This window comes from Bradyrhizobium sp. USDA 10063, from assembly GCF_054063735.1.
The window spans coordinates 5,910,987-5,929,789 of the sequence record NZ_JBSSGP010000002.1 but is presented as its reverse complement, the minus strand read 5'-3'; the positions used below and the strand labels follow the sequence as shown (position 1 = coordinate 5,929,789).

The window sequence follows — 18,803 nt, the reverse complement described above, 5'->3', positions numbered from 1 at the left end:
GTTAGACTGCCTCGGCGCCGGAAATGATTTCGATCAGTTCCTTGGTGATCATCGCCTGACGGGTTCGGTTGTAGATCAGCGTCTGCTTGCGGATCATTTCGCCGGCGTTGCGGGTCGCGTTGTCCATCGCGCTCATCTGCGCGCCGTAGAACGAGGCGTTGTTTTCCAGGAGCGCACGGAAGACCTGTACCGCCAGGTTGCGCGGCAACAGGCGGGTGAGGATTTCGTCCTCTTCCGGCTCGTATTCGTAAGCGGTCGACGCGCCGCCATTTCCGGCCGGCGTCTCCACCACCAGCGGAATGACCTGCTGCGCGGTCGGGACCTGCGCTATCACCGATTTGAATTGCGAATAGAACAGCGTGCAGACATCAAATTCTTCAGCTTCGAAGCGCGCCAGCACTTTCTTGGCGATGTCCTCGGCATTGACGAAGCCGAGCTGGCGCACCGCGCGCAGGTCGATATGCTCGACAATCTGCCGTTCGAACTGGCGGCGAAGCTGCTCATAGCCCTTGCGGCCGACGCAGAAGAATTTGACTTCCTTGCCCTGACCGAGCAGCGATAGCGCGTGCTCGCGCGCCAGCCGCACGATCGCGGAGTTGAACGCGCCGCAAAGGCCGCGTTCGCCGGTGCAGACCAGGAGCATATGCACCTGGTCCCTGCCGGTGCCGGCGAGCAGCGCCGGCGCGCCGGGCGAGCCTGCGGCGGCGCTGGCGATGTTGGCGATCACCGCGCCCATCTTGTCCGCATAGGGCCGGGCGCCTTCGGCAGCGGTCTGCGCGCGGCGTAGCTTTGAGGCCGCGACCATCTGCATGGCCTTGGTGATCTTCTGCGTCGCCTTGGTCGAGGCGATGCGGACCCGCATGTCTTTCAGTGACGCCATTCTTCGTCCACCCCGGCGATCCGATCAGGCGATCCGACCGCTAGCCTATCCCATTGTTCTGCCCGGCGCCTGCGCCGGGCATCCGCATCTCGGCGGCCGGAAGCCGCAGCGCGAAGACCCGCTCCGCACCTTGTCCGGCCACGACGACGTTTAGGCAAACGTCTTGGCGAAACCTTCGACCACGCTCTTCAGCTTGGCGGCAACGTCGTCGTTGAGGTCGCGGCTTTCGCGGATCGAGTCGAGGATGTCGGCGTTCTTGCCGCGCAGGAGTGACAGCAGGCCGTCCTCGAACGCACGCACCTTGTTGAGCGGCAGCGGGTCGAGATAGCCGTTAGTGCCGGCCCAGATCACGCAGACCTGCTCTTCCATCTTCAAGGGCGAGAACTGCGGCTGCTTCAACAATTCGGTCAGGCGCGAGCCACGGTTGAGCAGGCGCTGGGTCGAGGCGTCGAGGTCGGAGCCGAACTGCGCGAACGCGGCCATTTCACGGTACTGCGCCAGCTCGCCCTTGATCTTGCCGGCGACCTTCTTCATCGCCTTGGTCTGCGCCGACGATCCGACGCGCGACACCGACAGACCGACGTTCACCGCGGGGCGGATGCCCTGGAAGAACAGGTCGGTTTCCAGGAAGATCTGGCCGTCGGTAATCGAGATCACGTTGGTCGGGATGTAGGCCGACACGTCGTTGGCCTGGGTTTCGATCACCGGCAGCGCGGTCAGCGAGCCCAAGCCGTGCTCCTTGTTGAGCTTGGCGGCGCGCTCGAGCAGGCGCGAGTGCAGGTAGAACACGTCGCCCGGATAGGCTTCGCGGCCCGGCGGGCGGCGCAGCAGCAGCGACATCTGGCGGTAGGCGACGGCCTGCTTCGAGAGGTCGTCATAGATGATGACCGCGTGCATGCCGTTGTCGCGGAAATATTCACCCATCGTGCAGCCCGTGAACGGCGCGATGTACTGCATCGGCGCCGGGTCCGATGCGGTGGCGGCGACGACGATGGAATATTCCAGCGCGCCCTGCTCTTCGAGCACCTTCACGAACTGCGCGACGGTGGAGCGCTTCTGGCCGACCGCGACGTAGACGCAATACAGCTTGATGCTCTCGTCCGGCTGGGCGTTGAGCGGCTTCTGATTGAGGATGGTATCGAGCGCGATCGCGGTCTTGCCGGTCTGGCGGTCGCCGATGATCAGTTCGCGCTGGCCGCGGCCGATCGGGATCAGCGCGTCAATCGCCTTCAGGCCGGTCGCCATCGGCTCGTTCACCGACTTGCGCGGAATGATGCCCGGCGCTTTCACGTCGACGCGCATACGCTTATCAGCCTGGATCGGCCCCTTGCCATCGATCGGGTTGCCGAGCGCGTCGACGACGCGGCCAAGCAGACCCTTACCGACGGGCGTGTCGACGATGGCGCGGGTACGCTTCACCGTCTGGCCTTCCTTGATCTCGCGGTCGGCGCCGAAGATCACGATGCCGACGTTGTCGTTTTCGAGGTTCAGCGCCATGCCGCGGGTGCCGTTCTCGAACTCGACCATTTCACCGGCCTGGACGTTGTCCAGCCCGTAGACGCGGGCGATACCGTCACCGACCGACAGCACCTGCCCGACTTCGGTGACCTCGGCCTCCTGGCCGAAATTCTTGATCTGGTCCTTGAGGATCGCGGAAATTTCCGCGGCGCGGATGTCCATCAGCCTGCCTCTTTCATCGCGTGCTTGATCGAATTGAGTTTGGTGCGAAGCGAACTATCCACCATGCGGCTGCCGAGCTTGACCACGAGGCCGCCGATGATGGAGGGATCGATCTTCACGTTGAGCGCGACGTCCTTGCCGGTCACCGATTTCAGTGCGGTCTTCAGCGCGTCGAGATTCTTGTCGTTGAGCTGTTCGGCGACGGTGACCTCGGCACTCGCCTCGCCTTTGAACTTCGCCACCAGCGCGCGGTAGGCGCGGATCACGTCCGTTACCGCAAACAGCCGGCGATTGGCGGTGAGCACCTTCAGGAACTTTGCCGACGTGCCGGATATGCCGGCCTGGTCGAGCACCGCGGAAAGCGCCTTGAGCTGAACCTCGGCGGAAAACACCGGACTGCGGACGAGGCGCTTCAGATCCGCGCTCTCATTCAGCAAGGCATCGAACTTGTCGAGATCGGCCTTGACGGCATCGACGGACTTTTCGTCGCGAGCCAGTTCAAACAACGCGGTCGCATAACGACCGGCAACTCCCGAGACGGACGGATCTTCAGCAGCCACAGACGCGCTCTTTTTTGCTGTCAAATTCGCAAGGGAAAAACCGTCGCCGCAGGTTGCGGCGCCTAGCGATCCAAGCCCTTGGAATTCAAGCGGGACTTCGATTTTCGACCGGCACGAGAGAGTGCCGGGATCGTTAAAATCGCGGCTTTGCTAGCATGGCGGAAGCGCAGGTGCAACATGACGTCACATGTAGGTGATGCCTTGTCGCACTGCCCCGGCGAAGCGCTTTCGGAGCCTCACCGAGCAAAATTCTGCGCGCAGGAATTTGACTGGCAGGCAGGAAGTCCGCTCATCGTTCCCATCGGCAATCGCATGCCCACCTGGAGTTCCTGGCACGGAACAAAACGGCTTCGTCCTCTCCATTTCGTGATTACTTGCGTAAACCTTACCGAGGCGTAAATCAGCAGTAATCGCAAGTATTCATTCGGTTAAATAATGGTTAAAGCCAAAGACTAGCGAAAGCCGGCAGATAGCTCACCGGCAGTAACAAGATATTTCAGCCTGATACATTTCGAATTTACTGCCCAATTCATGCCTCATTGCGAAATCACACGGCCTCGTCAACGGAGGGACGGGGGTTCCACTTGCCACCCATGTGGCAGTACTGCTTGAGGGTCTTGAATGCTGAAATACAAGAAGTCGAATCGGGGCAACGCAACCCGATCGTCGCGCGCGGCGCTGGCTGTCGTCGCCGCGACGTTCCTGGTTGGCGGCATCACTGAAGCGTCGGCTAAATCCCGGCACCACCATCATCGCCATCACCACCATCATCACCATGCCCGTGCCGCAACCGACGGTGCGTCCTCGCGCGATGCCAATGCGGCGTTTATGCCCAGCACCGGCGGGCGCAGCTTCTCGGGCATGGCGTCCTTTTACGGTAACGAGTCCGGCAGCCGCACCGCGTCCGGTCAGCGTTTCAATCAGAACGCCATGACTGCCGCCCACCGCAGCCTGCCGTTTGGCACCAAGCTGCGCGTGACCCATGGCGGTCGCAGCGTCATCGTCACCATCAACGATCGTGGTCCGTTCATCCGTGGCCGCGTGCTTGATCTCTCCACGGGCGCCGCCCGTGCCATCGGCCTGACGGGTGCCGGTGTCGGCCGCGTCACCGCCGAGGTCGTCTCTTAAAGGCGTCCTTCAGGCGCCGTTTCCGACCGGTTTCGGTAAGCGTTGCGTAGAGTACGGTTGCGGAACTATCCACGCACCGATGAGCCTGCTGTCAGAAATGGCGGCAGGCTTTTTCATGAGTTCACAGCCGTCATTCCGGGGCACGCGCAGCGTGAGCCCGGAATCCATTGCGCCACCGGCGCGCGCGGTCCGATGGATTCTCTGATGTGCACTGGCACATCATAGCTCGCGACTTCGTCGCGCCCCGGAATGACGGCGAGAGGATTACAAAAAACTCTGCGGATCGACGTCGACCTCGAGCTTGAGGTTGCCCGTGGTCTTCGGCCCGGCCGCCAGCCATTCACGCAAGTACTGTGACAGGTCGACCGAGCGCAGCGACTTCACCAGCAGGCGGAAGCGGTAGCGGCCCTTGATAACGGCAAGCGGGGCCTCCGCCGGGCCGAGCACCTGGATGCGCTCATCGAGCGGCGCGACCGAGGCCAGCTTGCGCGCAAAACCCTCCGCGGTGGGCCGGTCGCCCGCGGAGATGATCAGGCTCGCCAATCGCCCGAACGGCGGATAACCGGTGCGCTCGCGCTGTTCGATCTCGCTGGCGTAGAACGCCTCGCGGTCATTGGCGACCAGCGCCTTCATCACGGGATGTTCGGGCTGATGGGTCTGCAGATAGCCGACGCCGCGGCCCTGGTCGCGGCCAGCGCGCCCGATCACCTGATTGAGGAGCTGGAACGTCCGCTCGGCGGCGCGCGGATCGCCATTGCCGAGGCCCAGATCGGCATCGACGACGCCGACCAGGTTGAGGCGCGGGAAGTTGTGGCCCTTCGCCACGAGCTGCGTGCCGATGATGATGTCGACCCGGCCTTCCGCGATCTCGTTGAGCTCGCTGCGCATGGTCTCGATCGAGGTGATGAGGTCGCTGGAGAGCACCATGGTGCGCGCGCCGGGGAAAAGCGCCGCAGCCTCTTCCTGCAGCCGCTCGACGCCGGGTCCGACCGCGACCAGCGATTCCTCCGCCGCGCAGTGCGGGCAGATGATCGGGCGCGGCATCGAGAAGCCGCAGTGGTGGCAGACCAGGCGCTGGCGGAAACGGTGGTCGACCAGCCAAGCGTCGCAGATCGTGCAGGCAAAGCGATGTCCGCAGGCGCGGCACAGCGTCAGCGGCGCATAGCCGCGGCGATTGAGGAACAACAGCGCCTGCTCGCGCCGTTCCACCGCATAACGGATCTGCTCGGCAAGCCGCGGCGAGATGAAGCGGCCGCGGGCTGGCGGCTCGCGGCGCAGGTCGATGGCCTCGATCTGCGGCATGTGCTGGCCGCCGAAGCGCGAGGGCAGCGCGATGCGCTGATAGCGCCCCTTGCGCGCATTGACTTCGCTCTCGATCGACGGCGTGGCGGAAGCCAGCACGATCGGGATTTTGGCGATATGCGCGCGCACCACCGCCATGTCGCGGGCATGGTAATGCGCGCCGTCGTCCTGCTTGTAGGCTTGGTCGTGCTCCTCATCGACGATGATGAGCCCGAGATCGGCATAGGGCAGGAACAGCGCCGAGCGCGCGCCGATCACGACCGGCGCCTCGCCGCCCGAGATCGCCGCCCAATTGCGGGCGCGCGTGCGGGGCGAAAGTTCGGAATGCCATTCCAGCGGACGCACGCCAAAGCGCTGCGCGAAGCGATCGAGGAACTGGCCGGTCAGCGCGATTTCCGGCATCAGGATCAAGGACTGCCGGCCGCGGCGGACATTTTCCGCGATCGCCTCGAAATAGACCTCGGTCTTGCCGGATCCGGTGACACCGTCGAGCAGGGCCACATGGAAACTGCCGCTGGCAGCCAGCGTCCGCATCGCATCGGCGGCGGCGCGCTGCTGGCGCGAGAATTCCGGCTGGGCGTAATCCGGATCGGGCGCCGGCGGCGCTGCCGGCGGCGGCATCTGCTCCACCGTCAGCGTGCCCTCATCGACGAGGCCGTCGATCACGCCACTGCTCACGCCGGCTTCCCTCGCCGCTTCCGACTTGCCATGCAACAGGCGGTCTGAGAGGATTTCGATCACCCGCCGCCGCGCCGGCGTCATGCGCCGCGGCGGCTCGCCGACCAGCCGCACGCCCAGACGCATCCGCTCGGGGCCGAGATTTTCGCCCATGCGCAGCGTCATCCGCAGCACCATGCCGCGGGCGGATAGCGTGTAATTGGCAACCCAATCGACAAGCGCGCGCAGCTCCGGTTTCAGCGGCGGCAGGTCGAGCTTCTCGCTGACATCCTTCAGCCGGTTGTGCAGCCGCGGATCGGGCTTTGTGTTTTCCGCCCACACCACCGCCATCACCTCGCGCGAACCGAGCGGCACGGCGACGACATCGCCGGCCTTGAGCTGCATGCCGCGCGGCACACGATAGGAATAGGTCTGGTCGAGCGCGACCGGGACCAGCACATCGACCATGGATGTCGGCGTGACAGAGGAAGCGTGGCTGCGCGCAGTGTCCATTCAGCGAGTCGAGGGTTCCGATGGGAAGAGGCTAGCGCCGCTGGCGCAAGTTAGCGAACGGTAAACGAAAGCGATGCGATATAATGACTTAAACCATTGCCTCCAAGACTAGTCCATCAAGACAGGTCCATGGCCAAACCGCCTCCCACCGTTCCCTTGATCGAACTCGACTGCGCCGACGAAACCGTGGCGCGGGAGATGGCGCACTGGCTATCCCACCTGCGCGCGGAGCGGCGGCTGTCGCCGAAGACGCTGGAGGCCTACGCCCGCGACGTCCGCCAATGCCTCGCCTTTCTCGCTCGCCACTGGGGCACACAGGTAACGCTGCAGGGTTTTGCAGCACTGGAGGCCAGCGACATCAGGGCGTTCATGGCGATGCGGCGCGCCGACGACATCGCCGGACGCTCGCTGATGCGGGCCTTGGCGGGCCTGCGCTCGTTCGGCCGCTTCCTCGAACGCGAAGGCAAGGGCAAGGTCGGCGCGCTCTCGGCTATACGCGCACCCAAGGTTGCAAAGAGCCTGCCGAAGCCGATCCACATGGCGGCGGCAAAACGCTTCGCCGATGCCGACGAGCGCGCCGGCGAGGATCGGGAGACCTGGATCCTGGTGCGCGACGCCGCCGTGATGGCACTGCTTTATGGCTCGGGCCTGCGCATCTCCGAGGCGCTCGGCTTGAAACGTCGCGACGTGCCGAAGCCCGGCGAAGGCGACGTGCTGGTCGTGACCGGCAAGGGCAACAAGACCCGCATGGTTCCGGTGCTGCAAAACGTGTTGCAGCTCATTGCCGATTACGTGGCGGTCTGCCCGCATCCGCTTCCGCCCACCGGCCCGATGTTCGTCGGCGCGCGCGGCGGCCCCTTGAGCCCGCGCATCATCCAGCTCGCCATGGAGCGGCTGCGCGGCGCGCTAGGCCTGCCTGACAGCGCCACCCCGCATGCGTTGCGGCATTCGTTCGCAACCCATCTGCTCAGCCGCGGCGGCGATCTGCGCGCGATCCAGGAATTGCTCGGCCACGTCTCGCTCTCGACCACGCAAGTCTATACCGGCATCGATTCGGAGCGGCTGCTGGAAGTCTATCGCTCCGCGCATCCGCGCGGCTAATTCCGGCTTCTTTCTTGACGCGTTTTCCTCATGGGAGGCGCGATGCTGTGTTCATCCTGACACGCTCGCGTCACATCCGCTTGGCACTTGCGTAAACGATGTCGTTTCGGCAATCGTGGCGGCGGGTCCTATCGGAGGGGAATCATGAGCGCACATGAAAGTATGGAGCATGCGGAACACGCTGAGCATGCTTCCGGCGAGAACAGGAAGATCGCGCTGTTGATTGCCGTGATCGCGCTGTTCCTGGCGCTGTCGGAGACGCTCGGCAAGGGCGCACAGACCGAAGCGATCAGCAAGAATGTCGAGGCGTCGAATCTATGGGCGTTCTTCCAGGCCAAGAGTATCCGCCGCACCGCGGTGCAGACGGCCGCCGAGCAGACCAAGCTCAGCCTTGCCACCATCACCGACGACGCCGCCAGGGCGGCCATTCAGAAGCAGATCGAGGACTGGCAGAAGACCGCGGCGCGCTACCGCTCCGAGCCCGAGACCGGCGAAGGCACTGAGCAACTCGCCGAGCGCGCCAAACATGCCGAGCATGAGCGCGACGAGGCGGCAGCAAAATACCACCACTTCGAGATCGCCTCCGCCGCCTTCCAGATCGCGATCGTGCTGGCGTCGGCGACCATCATCACCGGCATCCTCGCGCTCGCCTGGATTTCAGGCCTGCTGACGCTGGCGGGAATCGTCATTACTGCGCTCGGGCTGTACTCGCCGCATCTGCTGCATCTGCATTGAGTCACTGATTGCCGGACCCTTCTTCACCTCTCCCGAAGGGAGAGGTCGCGCCGAAGGCGCGGGTGAGGGGTTACGGTCTCTCGATGGAGCGAAACCCCTCACCCGAATTGCTGCGCAATTCGACCTCTCCCTGTGGGAGAGGTGAAGCGAGCCCGCAGTTAGACGGTATGCGGCGATGACCGTTAACGCGCTTGCTGAACGCTCCGGCGGAAGCGCGCGATCAGCCGCAGCGTTCGCGCCGACCAGCCGCTGCCGTCGCCGCGGAGGATCTCGAGGATACGCCGCTTGATCGGATCGACCAGCGCGGCCGCTTTCGCGCGCATCCTCAGCACGAAATCATAGAGCGCCTCGAACCAGCGCATCTCCAGAAGCTTCGGCCGGGTCACGTCGAAGATGAAAGCGGTGACGCCGACGCCGAGAAACTTCGCGAACACGATGGTGCCGATCGCGCTGAACCAATGTTCGTGGGCGAGCAGCCAAAGGCCGACCAGCTTCAGCGGAAACAGCGGGATCACCGGCACGATGAACACGATCAGCGTCATCGCCGGCGACAACGAGTCAACCCGAGCGGCAAGCCACTGCTTGAACGCGCGCAGCGGAATCATCGCCACCACGCGCGCCACGATCGGCTCGAGATGATCCCAAAGCCACGCCTCGATCAGGAAGACGATCGCGAGCAGGACCCAGAAAGGCTGAAGCAGGCGGCGCAACATCTGTTGTCTCAACCCCGGCCAGACTTTACCTTCGAGCCTAATCCTTTACGAATCCTGCTCAGGCCGGGTGTCGATCACATATGGATGGCCCGCTTGCCGACCGCAAGCGCGGCTTCCTTGATCGCTTCGGAGCGGGTCGGATGCGCGTGGCAGGTGCGCGCCAGATCCTCGGCGGAACCGCCGAATTCCATGAGAACGCAGGCCTCATGGATCATTTCGCCGGCTTCACGGCCGACAATGTGGACGCCAAGCACCCGATCGGTCTTCGCATCCGCGAGAATCTTGACGAATCCTTCCGTGGTCTGGTTGACCTTGGAGCGGCCGTTGGCGGTGAATGGAAATTTACCGACTGTATAGGCAACACCAGCCTGCTTGAGCTCTTCCTCGGTCTTGCCGACCGAAGAGACTTCCGGCGTGGTATAAACGACGGCTGGGATAACGTCGTAATTCACATGGCCGGCCTGGCCCGCGATGATCTCCGCGACCGCCACGCCCTCATCTTCGGCCTTGTGCGCCAGCATCGGCCCGGCAACGACGTCGCCGATCGCATAGATGCCCTTCACGCTGGTCGCGAAATGCGGGTCGATCTGGACGCGGCCGCGATTGTCGAGCGCGACGCCCGCTTCCTTCAGGCCGAGGCCATCGGTGTAGGGCACGCGGCCGATCGAGACCAGCACCACGTCGGCTTCGATCGTTTCCGAAGCCCCGCCCGCGGCGGGCTCGACCTTGGCGAGCAGCGTCTTGCCGGAGGTATCCACGGCAGTCACCTTGGTGCCGAGCTTGAACGCAAAGCCCTGCTTTTCGAGCATGCGCTGGAATTGCTTGGCGATCTCGCCGTCCATGCCGGGCAGGATGCGGTCGAGGAATTCGACCACCATCACTTCCGCGCCGAGGCGCTTCCACACCGAGCCGAGTTCGAGTCCGATCACGCCCGCTCCGATGATCAAAAGCCTTTCCGGCACCTTTTCCAGCGAGAGCGCGCCGGTCGACGACACAATGCGCTTCTCGTCGATGTCGATACCCTTCAGCCGCGCGATGTCGGAGCCGGTGGCAATGACGATGTTCTTGGTTTCGACCGTCTGCGCCTTGCCGTCGGCGGAAACCTCGACCTTGCCTGCACCGAGGATCTTCCCGGCACCCTTCAGCACGTCGATCTTGTTTTTCTTCATCAGGAAGTCGACGCCCCGGACATTGCCATCGATACCCTGCTGCTTGAAGTTCATCATCGAGGGCAGATCGAGTTTCGGCGCCGATACGCTGACGCCCATCTTGGCGAAAGAATGCGCGGCTTCCTCGAACATCTCGGACGCATGCAACAGCGCCTTCGACGGCATGCAGCCGACGTTGAGACAGGTGCCGCCGAGCGTCGGGTTCTTCTCGACCACCGCGACCTTCATGCCAAGTTGTGCCGCGCGCACCGCGCAGACATATCCACCGGGCCCGGTGCCGATGATGACGAGATCATAAGAAGCCATGTTCAAAATCCTGTAGCTGAATTTCGTGACAGGTATTAGCGGCCGCCCGAGACATCAAGAATGGCGCTTGTCACATATGAAGCATCGTCCGACATCAGCCAGACGATGGCGTTGGCGATTTCTTCCGATGTGCCGACGCGCTTCATCGGCACCATGTGAGCGAGACGATGGGCGCGATCGGGTTCGCCGCCAGAGGCGTGGATGTCGGTATCGATCAGGCCCGGCCTGATCGCGGCGACACGAATGCCTTCGGCCGCGACTTCATAGCCAAGGCCGATGGTGAAGGAATCCACGGCGCCTTTCGACGCGGCGTAGTCGACATAGGTATTGGGCGAGCCGAGCTTGGCCGCGACCGACGACAGGTTGACGATGACGCCGCCCTTGCCGCCGTTGCGTGTCGACATCCGCTTCACCGCCTCGCGCGCGCACAGGATGCTGCCGGTGACGTTGACCGCCATCATGCGCTGGATGCGCTCGGCCGACATGTCTTCGACCCGCATCGAGGGCCCGACAATGCCGGCATTGTTGACCAGCGCGCCCAGCGTCCCGAATTCATCGGCGGCCTTGAACAGCGCGAGGATGTCGGCCTCGTTGCCGACGTCGCATTTCACCGCGATCGCCTTGCCATTGCTGGCTTCGATCGCGGAGACGACTTCGTTGGCCGCCGCCTGGTTGCTGGCGTAGCCGACGACCACACGAAAGCCGCGCGCCGCGGCCGCGATAGCGGTAGCGCGGCCGATGCCGCGGCTACCGCCGGTGATGACAACGACCTTATCCGTCACATCCGCCCCTAAAAGTTCACGCAACACGGTCTCGGCGGCCGAACAAGTTCAGCCGCCGTGCGAAAGCAAGCTCACAGATCCAGCACCAGCCGCGCCGGGTCTTCCAGGCTTTCCTTGACGCGGACGAGGAAGGTCACCGCTTCCTTGCCGTCGATCACGCGGTGATCGTAGGACAACGCCAGATACATCATCGGGCGAATCTCGATCTTGCCGCCGACCACCACCGGCCGCTCCTGGATCTTGTGCATGCCGAGGATGCCGGACTGCGGCGCGTTCAGGATCGGCGTCGACATCAGCGAGCCATAGATGCCGCCATTGGTGATGGTGAAGGTGCCGCCCTGCATCTCCTCGATCTTGAGCTGGCCATCGCGCGCTCGGCGACCGTAATCGGCGATCGACTTTTCGATCTCCGCGATCGACTTATAGTCGCAATCGCGCACCACCGGCACGACCAGGCCCTTGTCGGTGCCGACGGCGATGCCGACGTGGTAGTAGTTCTTGTAGATCAGGTCGGTGCCGTCGATTTCGGCGTTCGCCGCCGGAATCTCTTTCAACGCCTGCACGCAGGCCTTGGTGAAGAAGCCCATGAAGCCGAGCTTGATGCCATGCTTCTTCTCGAACACGTCCTTGTACTGGGAACGCAGCGCCATGATGTGGCTCATGTCGACCTCGTTGAAGGTCGTCAGCATCGCCGCCGTGTTCTGCACATCCTTCAGACGCCGCGCGATGGTCTGGCGCAGCCGCGTCATCTTCACGCGCTCTTCGCGCGCGGCGTCATCCGCCGGCGACGGTGCGCGTACCTGCACGGAAGCTGCGGGCTGAAAGACCGGCGTCGGCGCGGAGGCCGCCCGCTCGATCGCGGCCAGCATGTCGCCCTTGGTCACACGGCCATCCTTGCCGGAGCCCGGCACGGTGGAGGCATCGATCCCGCTTTCAGCCGAGAGCTTTCGCACCGACGGGGCCAGCGGGGTATCGGAAGGCGGTGCCTTCGGCGCTGACGGCGCAGGTGCCGGCGCGGCGGCAGCCGGGGGAGGCGGCGGCGGTGCAGCCGCGGGCTTGGCTGGCGCCGGGGCGGCGGCCGGCTTGGCGGCAGCGCCAGCGGCGCCATCATTGATCTGGCCGAGCAGCGCGCCGACCGCGACAGTCTCTCCGTCCTTGGCGATGATCTCGCCGAGCGTGCCGGCGGAAGGCGCGGGCACCTCGATCGTGACCTTGTCGGTCTCGAGCTCGACCAAGGGCTCGTCAACGGCAACGGCGTCGCCGGCCTTCTTGAACCAGCGGCCGATGGTGGCCTCGGTCACGGATTCGCCTAGCGTCGGAACGCGGATTTCAGTCATGGTCTCGTTTCCTTAAAACAACCTGTGCGGTCATGAATTCTGGCTGTCATCCTCTGCCTTGTGCGCAATTGCGCACGGGGACGGAGGATCCAGTACCCCATGGCCGCTGCAATCAAGCACCGGCGGCGCGGGTTACTGGATGCCCCGCGAAGGCGGGGCATGACGAATTGAATGTTAGTTCAACGCATCGTCCAGCAGCGCCTTGAGCTGAGCGAGATGCTTCGACATCAGCCCGGTGGCGGTCGCCGCTGCCGCCGCACGGCCGGCGTAACGCGGACGCCGGTTCGGCGCGTGGATCTGGTTAAGCACCCACTCGAGATAGGGCTCGATGAAGTGCCACGCGCCCATGTTGCGCGGCTCTTCCTGGCACCACACCACCTCGGCGCCCTTGAAGCGGCCAAGCTCCTGCACCAAGGCCTTCAGCGGCACCGGGTAGAGCTGCTCGATGCGCAGCAGATAGATGTCGTCGATGCCACGCTTCTCGCGCTCCTCGTAGAGGTCGTAATAGACCTTGCCCGAGCACAGGATGACGCGGCGGATCTTGGCGTCCGGCTGCAGCTTGATCTTCTCGTCGGCCTGCATCTGGGCGTCATCGTAGAGGATGCGATGGAAGGTCGTACCCTTGGCCAGTTCCTCGAGCCGCGAGACGGCGCGCTTGTGCCGCAGCAGCGACTTCGGCGTCATCATGATCAACGGCTTGCGGATCTCGCGGTGTAGCTGCCGCCGCAGCACGTGGAAATAGTTGGCCGGCGTGGTCGGATAGACCACCTGCATGTTGTCCTCGGCGCACATCTGCAGATAGCGCTCGAGACGGGCCGAGGAATGCTCGGGTCCCTGGCCTTCATAGCCGTGCGGCAGCATGCAGACGAGGCCGGACATGCGCAGCCACTTGCGCTCACCCGACGAGATGAACTGGTCGAACACCACTTGGGCGCCGTTGGCGAAATCGCCGAACTGCGCTTCCCAGATCGCCAGCGCATTCGGCTCGGCGAGCGAATAGCCGTATTCGAAGCCGAGCACCGCTTCTTCCGACAATAGCGAGTTGATGACCTCGTAATGTCCCTGGTCGACGCCGAGATGATTGAACGGCGTGTAGCGGCTCTCGTCCTCCTGGTCGATCAGCACCGAGTGGCGCTGCGAGAAGGTGCCGCGCTCGGAATCCTGGCCGGACAGGCGGACGTGGTGGCCTTCCTCCAGCAGCGAGCAGAACGCCAGCGCCTCGCCGGTCGCCCAGTCGATGCCGACACCGCTGTCGATTGCTTTCGCGCGGTTGTCGAGGAAGCGCTGGATGGTCCGGTGCACGCGGAAGCCATCCGGCACCTTGGTGATCTTGCGGCCGATGTCCTTGAGCACGGCGACGTCGACGCCGGTGACACCGCGTCGCGCATCCTCTTCCTGGTCGGCGATCTTGAAGCCGGCCCATTTGCCGTCGAGCCAGTCGGCCTTGTTCGGCTTGTAGCTGGCGCCGGCCTCGAACTCGGCATCGAGCCGGGCGCGCCAGTCGGCCTTGGCCTTCTCGACCTCGCCTTCGGTGATGACGCCTTCGGCGATCAGCCGCTTGGCATAGATCTCCAGCGTAGACGGATGCGACGCGATCTTCTTGTACATCACCGGCTGGGTGAAAGCCGGCTCGTCGCCCTCGTTATGGCCATGCCTGCGGTAGCAGAACATGTCGATGACCACGGGCTTGTGGAATTTCTGCCGGAACTCGATCGCGACCTTGGCCGCGAACACCACCGCTTCCGGATCATCGCCGTTCACATGGAAGATCGGTGCGTCGATCATCTTCGCCACGTCGGACGGGTAGGGCGAGGAGCGCGAGTAGCGCGGATAGGTGGTGAAGCCGATCTGGTTGTTGACGATGAAGTGCAGCGAGCCGCCGGTCCGATAACCCTTCAGGTCGGACAGGCTGAAGCATTCCGCCACCACGCCCTGTCCGGCAAACGCCGCGTCGCCGTGCATCAGCAGTGGCAGCACCGAGATGCGCATGTCGGGCGGGTCGCCATGCTGGTCCTGCTTGGCGCGCACCTTGCCGAGCACCACTGGGTCGACGATCTCGAGATGCGAAGGGTTTGCGGTCAGTGACAGATGGATGCTGTTGCCGTCGAACTCGCGGTCAGATGATGCGCCCAAATGATACTTGACGTCGCCGGAACCTTCGACGGCGTCCGGATTGGCCGAACCGCCCTTGAATTCGTGGAACAGCGCGCGGTGCGGCTTGGCCATCACCTGGGTCAGCACGTTGAGGCGGCCGCGATGCGGCATGCCGACCACGATCTCCTTCACGCCGAGATTGCCGCCGCGCTTGATGATCTGCTCCAGCGCCGGGATCAGCGACTCGCCACCGTCGAGGCCGAAGCGCTTGGTGCCGGTGAACTTGACGTCACAGAATTTCTCGAAGCCCTCGGCCTCGATCAGCTTGTTGAGGATGGCACGGCGACCCTCAGGGGTGAAGCTGATCTCCTTGTCCGGACCTTCGATGCGCTCCTGGATCCACGCCTTCTGAGCGGCATTGGAGATATGCATGAACTCGACGCCGAGCGTCTGGCAGTAGGTGCGTTCGCAGATCGCGACGATCTCGCGCAGCGTGCCGTATTCGAGGCTGAGCACGTGGTCGAGGAAGATCTTGCGGTCGAAATCGGCTTCCGTGAACCCGTAGGTGCGCGGATCGAGCTCTTCGCGGTCGCGCGGCGCCTCGATGCCGAGCGGGTCGAGCTTGGCGTGGAAATGGCCGCGCATGCGGTAGGCGCGGATCAGCATCAGCGCACGGACCGAATCCCGCGTCGCCTGGTTGACGTCGGCGACCGAGAGGTCGACGCCCTTGGCCTGCGCCTTGGCGGCGATCTTGCTGCCGACGGCCTTTTCGACCTGCGCCCAGTTGCCGTCCAGCGCCGAGGTCAGCTCGTCGCGCGGCGTCGCCGGCCAGTTGGGACGGCTCCAGGACGGCCCTTCGGCGTTCTTCTGGACGTCCGCGGGGGTGTCCTTCAGGCTCTTGAAGAATTCCTGCCAGTCGGTGTCGACCGATGCCGGGTCCTGCTCGTAACGGGCGTAGAGGTCGTCGATGTAGGTGGCGTTGGTGCCCTGCAAGAAGGAGGAAAGGGCAAAAGCGGCGTTCGCGTCCTGGCGAGACATGATGGCGTCCTGGTGATTTTCGGTTCGCGCGCGCAAGTGACGGCGCAGGCAGCCGGCCTGGAAGGCCGGCCGGCTGAGATAGGATGGTTTACCCTATTTAATCCTAAACTTCGCGCCGAAAAGAACCAAGGACTGAATTAAGATTTCAATTTTTCGGCTAGGGTGTGCCCGAGCCGCGCAGGCGACGGAGAAACGGTAATTCCGGCCGATTCCATGGCCGCGGTCTTGGAACCGGCGTCACCCTTGCCGCCGGAGATGATCGCGCCCGCATGGCCCATCCGGCGGCCGGGAGGGGCGGTGACGCCGGCGATAAAGCCGACCATCGGCTTCTTGCGGCCCCGCTTGGCCTCGTCCTTGATGAACTGGGCGGCGTCCTCCTCGGCCGAGCCGCCGATCTCGCCGATCATGATGATCGACTTGGTCGCCTCGTCCTTCAGGAACATTTCCAGTACATCGATGAACTCGGTGCCCTTGACCGGGTCGCCGCCGATGCCGACGGCCGTGGTCTGGCCGAGCCCCTCCTGCGAGGTCTGGAACACGGCCTCATAGGTCAACGTGCCCGAGCGCGAAACGATCCCGACGCTGCCGGGCCGGAAGATGTTGGCCGGCATGATGCCGATCTTGCATTCGCCGGCGGTCATGACGCCCGGGCAGTTCGGCCCGATCAGCCGCGACTTCGATCCCGACAGCGAGCGCTTGACACGCACCATGTCCAGCACCGGGATGCCTTCGGTGATGCAAACGATCAGCGGGATCTCCGCATCGATCGCCTCGCAGATCGCGTCCGCCGCGCCCGGCGGCGGCACATAGATCACCGACGCATCGGCGCCGGTCTTCTCGCGCGCCTCGCGCACCGTGTCGAACACCGGCAGGCCGAGATGGGTCGAGCCGCCTTTGCCGGGCGAGGTGCCGCCGACCATCTTGGTCCCGTAAGCGATCGCCGCTTCCGAATGAAAGGTGCCGTTCTTGCCGGTGAAACCCTGGCAGATGACCTTGGTGTTCTTGTCGATCAGGATGGACATGTCTTCAGATGCTTTCGCGAAACGCCGGTGACAGGTTTACTTGTTTGAGCATGACCTTCTCGGAAAACTGGTACCCACTTTTCCGGATCATGCTCAGTGGACACGCCGATACACGCCGGTGAGCACGTCGGCCCATCCTTCCGCGTCGGGCGAGAACTGGATCTTCATGGTGTAGCTGTTGTCGTCGACGACTTCGTAGAGGTGGCGCGCATTGCCGCGCAGCGAGCCGCGCACGAGCGTCAGCGTCTTGCCCACCCAACTGCCGGACGCCGGCGACGGAGGATAGTAGCCGAGCGAATCGTGCCAGAACAATTTGTAAAGCCGGTCGTCGCGGTCATAGGTGAACAGGGCATGGGTGGCGAAAATCTCCTGGCCGTCGCGCGTCTGACGCGAGTCCTGGATCAGGTAGAAGCCGTTGAGACCGATGCGCGCCACCACGTGCGAGGTGGCAGGACCACCAGCGGTCCAGCGCGACGGATAGACCACCTCCTCGCCGGCCCATTCGCCCGCAAATACCCCGAGCTTCTTGTGCTCCGGAAGCGGTGACGGTGCGGCAAGATGGTCCTGGGCCATTGCTAGCCTCCCTTGACGGCTTTCACGATCTTCTGCGCGGCGTCGTCGAGATTATCGCCGGGCACGACATTGAGACCACTGTCGTTGATGATCTTCTTGCCCTGCTCGACATTGGTGCCCTCGAGCCGCACCACCAGCGGCACCTTCAGTCCGACCTGCTTGACCGCGGCGACAACGCCCGTGGCGATCACGTCGCATTTCATGATACCGCCGAAGATGTTGACCAGGATACCCTTCACATTGGGGTCGGCGGTGATGATCTTGAACGCCGCGGCGACTTTTTCGACGCTGGCGCCGCCGCCGACGTCGAGGAAGTTCGCGGGCTCCATGCCGTAGAGCTTGATGATGTCCATGGTCGCCATGGCAAGCCCGGCGCCGTTGACCATGCAGCCGATGGTGCCGTCGAGCGCGACATAGTTGAGGTCGTGTTTGGATGCCTCGATCTCCTTGGCATCCTCCTCGGTCTCGTCGCGCAGCGCCGCGACCTCGGGATGGCGGAAAAGGGCATTGTCGTCGAACGCCACCTTGGCGTCGAGCACGCGCAGTTGTCCCTGCTTGGTGACGACGAGCGGATTGATCTCGAGCATCGCCATGTCCTTGGCGGTGAACGCAGCATAAAGCTGGCTCACGAGCTTCTCCGCCTGCTTGGCGAGATCGCCGGAAAGATTCAGCGCCTTCGCGACGGTGCGACCGTGATGCGGCATGATGCCGGTGGCCGGATCGACCGAGAAGGTGACGATTTTTTCCGGCGTGGAGTGCGCGACGTCCTCGATGTTGACGCCGCCTTCGGTCGAGACCACGAACGAGACTTCAGAGGTCTCGCGGTTGACCAGGATCGAGAGATAGAACTCCTTGTCGATGTCGGAGCCTTCCTCGATGTAGAGGCGGTTGACCTGCTTGCCATGCGAGCCGGTCTGAACCGTCACCAAGGTCGCGCCGAGCATCTGCTTGGCGAACGCGGCAACCTCAGCCACCGACTTGGCGATCCGCACGCCGCCTTTGTCGCCGGCGGAGGCCTCCTTGAACTTCCCCTTGCCGCGGCCGCCGGCGTGGATCTGGCTTTTCACCACCCAGATCGGGCCGGGAAGCGTCTTGGCCGCTACCTCGGCATCCTCAGGCTTCAGCACGGGCACGCCGCGCGAGATCGGCACGCCAAATTCGTGCAGCAATGCCTTGGCCTGATACTCATGGATATTCATCGGGACGCTCCCCA

General features: G+C 63.9%; 15 protein-coding genes. 3 read left to right on the top strand and 12 right to left on the bottom strand.

Annotation, left to right across the window (positions count from 1 at the left end):
• Nucleotide 1: 1 nt before the first annotated feature.
• From ACVJGD_RS30195 to ACVJGD_RS30185, 3 genes are all read right to left on the bottom strand, one after another.
• Nucleotides 2–880, bottom strand: coding sequence for a F0F1 ATP synthase subunit gamma (locus ACVJGD_RS30195; RefSeq protein ID WP_456637644.1), 879 nt, complete (start codon nt 878–880; stop codon nt 2–4).
• Nucleotides 881–1,030: 150 nt separating this feature from the next.
• A complete protein-coding gene (gene atpA / locus ACVJGD_RS30190; RefSeq protein WP_456637643.1) occupies nt 1,031–2,560 on the bottom strand; it encodes a F0F1 ATP synthase subunit alpha in 1,530 nt (509 codons plus the stop codon).
• Nucleotides 2,560–3,120, bottom strand: a complete 561-nt coding sequence (locus ACVJGD_RS30185; protein WP_456637642.1) for a F0F1 ATP synthase subunit delta — start codon at nt 3,118–3,120, stop codon at nt 2,560–2,562. The genes atpA and ACVJGD_RS30185 overlap by 1 nt, the downstream gene beginning before the upstream one ends.
• A gap of 621 nt (nt 3,121–3,741) precedes the next feature.
• Here ACVJGD_RS30185 and ACVJGD_RS30180 point away from each other — a divergent pair.
• Nucleotides 3,742–4,248 (top strand): septal ring lytic transglycosylase RlpA family protein, encoded by a 507-nt coding sequence (locus ACVJGD_RS30180; RefSeq protein ID WP_456637641.1) that lies wholly within the window; start codon nt 3,742–3,744, stop codon nt 4,246–4,248.
• A gap of 264 nt (nt 4,249–4,512) precedes the next feature.
• Here the strand turns inward: ACVJGD_RS30180 and ACVJGD_RS30175 are convergent, their stop codons facing one another.
• Nucleotides 4,513–6,720: a primosomal protein N' gene (locus tag ACVJGD_RS30175; RefSeq protein ID WP_456637640.1), complete on the bottom strand. Its 2,208-nt coding sequence runs from the start codon at nt 6,718–6,720 to the stop codon at nt 4,513–4,515.
• A gap of 129 nt (nt 6,721–6,849) precedes the next feature.
• Between ACVJGD_RS30175 and ACVJGD_RS30170 the strand changes: the two genes are divergently transcribed.
• Nucleotides 6,850–7,821 (top strand): tyrosine recombinase XerC, encoded by a 972-nt coding sequence (locus ACVJGD_RS30170; RefSeq protein WP_456637639.1) that lies wholly within the window; start codon nt 6,850–6,852, stop codon nt 7,819–7,821.
• Between the two features lie 144 nt (nt 7,822–7,965).
• Complete coding sequence (locus ACVJGD_RS30165; protein WP_456637638.1) at nt 7,966–8,556, top strand: DUF4337 domain-containing protein; 591 nt, start codon at nt 7,966–7,968, stop codon at nt 8,554–8,556.
• 182 nt (nt 8,557–8,738) lie between these two features.
• Here ACVJGD_RS30165 and ACVJGD_RS30160 read toward each other — a convergent pair whose 3' ends face one another.
• From ACVJGD_RS30160 to sucC, 8 genes are all read right to left on the bottom strand, one after another.
• Entirely contained in the window at nt 8,739–9,269 is a 531-nt protein-coding gene (locus ACVJGD_RS30160; protein ID WP_456637637.1) for a hypothetical protein, read from the bottom strand.
• A 74-nt stretch (nt 9,270–9,343) separates the two neighbouring features.
• Nucleotides 9,344–10,744 carry a dihydrolipoyl dehydrogenase gene (gene lpdA / locus ACVJGD_RS30155; protein WP_456637636.1) on the bottom strand — a complete coding sequence of 467 codons (1,401 nt, stop codon included), beginning with the start codon at nt 10,742–10,744 and terminating at the stop codon, nt 9,344–9,346.
• 35 nt (nt 10,745–10,779) lie between these two features.
• Entirely contained in the window at nt 10,780–11,526 is a 747-nt protein-coding gene (locus ACVJGD_RS30150) for an SDR family oxidoreductase (RefSeq protein ID WP_456637635.1), read from the bottom strand.
• A 71-nt stretch (nt 11,527–11,597) separates the two neighbouring features.
• Nucleotides 11,598–12,863, bottom strand: coding sequence for a 2-oxoglutarate dehydrogenase complex dihydrolipoyllysine-residue succinyltransferase (gene odhB / locus ACVJGD_RS30145; protein ID WP_456637634.1), 1,266 nt, complete (start codon nt 12,861–12,863; stop codon nt 11,598–11,600).
• A gap of 174 nt (nt 12,864–13,037) precedes the next feature.
• Nucleotides 13,038–15,995: a 2-oxoglutarate dehydrogenase E1 component gene (locus ACVJGD_RS30140; RefSeq protein ID WP_456637633.1), complete on the bottom strand. Its 2,958-nt coding sequence runs from the start codon at nt 15,993–15,995 to the stop codon at nt 13,038–13,040.
• 137 nt (nt 15,996–16,132) lie between these two features.
• The gene (sucD, locus tag ACVJGD_RS30135) at nt 16,133–17,017 is read right to left on the bottom strand and encodes a succinate--CoA ligase subunit alpha (protein ID WP_225705289.1); all 885 of its coding nucleotides are present in this window, start codon (nt 17,015–17,017) and stop codon (nt 16,133–16,135) included.
• 93 nt (nt 17,018–17,110) lie between these two features.
• Entirely contained in the window at nt 17,111–17,590 is a 480-nt protein-coding gene (locus ACVJGD_RS30130) for a DUF1579 family protein (RefSeq protein WP_456637632.1), read from the bottom strand.
• A gap of 2 nt (nt 17,591–17,592) precedes the next feature.
• Nucleotides 17,593–18,789, bottom strand: coding sequence for an ADP-forming succinate--CoA ligase subunit beta (gene sucC, locus ACVJGD_RS30125; RefSeq protein ID WP_456637631.1), 1,197 nt, complete (start codon nt 18,787–18,789; stop codon nt 17,593–17,595).
• Nucleotides 18,790–18,803: the final 14 nt, after the last annotated feature.

What these genes read in the sequence shown, in the direction of transcription:
- ACVJGD_RS30140 (WP_456637633.1), bottom strand. Translation starts at nt 15,995, where the DNA reads ATGTCTCGCCAGGACGCGAACGCCGCTTTTGCCCTTTCCTCCTTCTTG.
- sucD (WP_225705289.1), bottom strand. Translation starts at nt 17,017, where the DNA reads ATGTCCATCCTGATCGACAAGAACACCAAGGTCATCTGCCAGGGTTTC.
- lpdA (WP_456637636.1), bottom strand. Translation starts at nt 10,744, where the DNA reads ATGGCTTCTTATGATCTCGTCATCATCGGCACCGGGCCCGGTGGATAT.
- ACVJGD_RS30175 (WP_456637640.1), bottom strand. Translation starts at nt 6,720, where the DNA reads ATGGACACTGCGCGCAGCCACGCTTCCTCTGTCACGCCGACATCCATG.
- odhB (WP_456637634.1), bottom strand. Translation starts at nt 12,863, where the DNA reads ATGACTGAAATCCGCGTTCCGACGCTAGGCGAATCCGTGACCGAGGCC.
- ACVJGD_RS30160 (WP_456637637.1), bottom strand. Translation starts at nt 9,269, where the DNA reads ATGTTGCGCCGCCTGCTTCAGCCTTTCTGGGTCCTGCTCGCGATCGTC.
- ACVJGD_RS30180 (WP_456637641.1), top strand. Translation starts at nt 3,742, where the DNA reads ATGCTGAAATACAAGAAGTCGAATCGGGGCAACGCAACCCGATCGTCG.
- ACVJGD_RS30165 (WP_456637638.1), top strand. Translation starts at nt 7,966, where the DNA reads ATGAGCGCACATGAAAGTATGGAGCATGCGGAACACGCTGAGCATGCT.
- ACVJGD_RS30195 (WP_456637644.1), bottom strand. Translation starts at nt 880, where the DNA reads ATGGCGTCACTGAAAGACATGCGGGTCCGCATCGCCTCGACCAAGGCG.
- atpA (WP_456637643.1), bottom strand. Translation starts at nt 2,560, where the DNA reads ATGGACATCCGCGCCGCGGAAATTTCCGCGATCCTCAAGGACCAGATC.
- ACVJGD_RS30130 (WP_456637632.1), bottom strand. Translation starts at nt 17,590, where the DNA reads ATGGCCCAGGACCATCTTGCCGCACCGTCACCGCTTCCGGAGCACAAG.
- sucC (WP_456637631.1), bottom strand. Translation starts at nt 18,789, where the DNA reads ATGAATATCCATGAGTATCAGGCCAAGGCATTGCTGCACGAATTTGGC.
- ACVJGD_RS30170 (WP_456637639.1), top strand. Translation starts at nt 6,850, where the DNA reads ATGGCCAAACCGCCTCCCACCGTTCCCTTGATCGAACTCGACTGCGCC.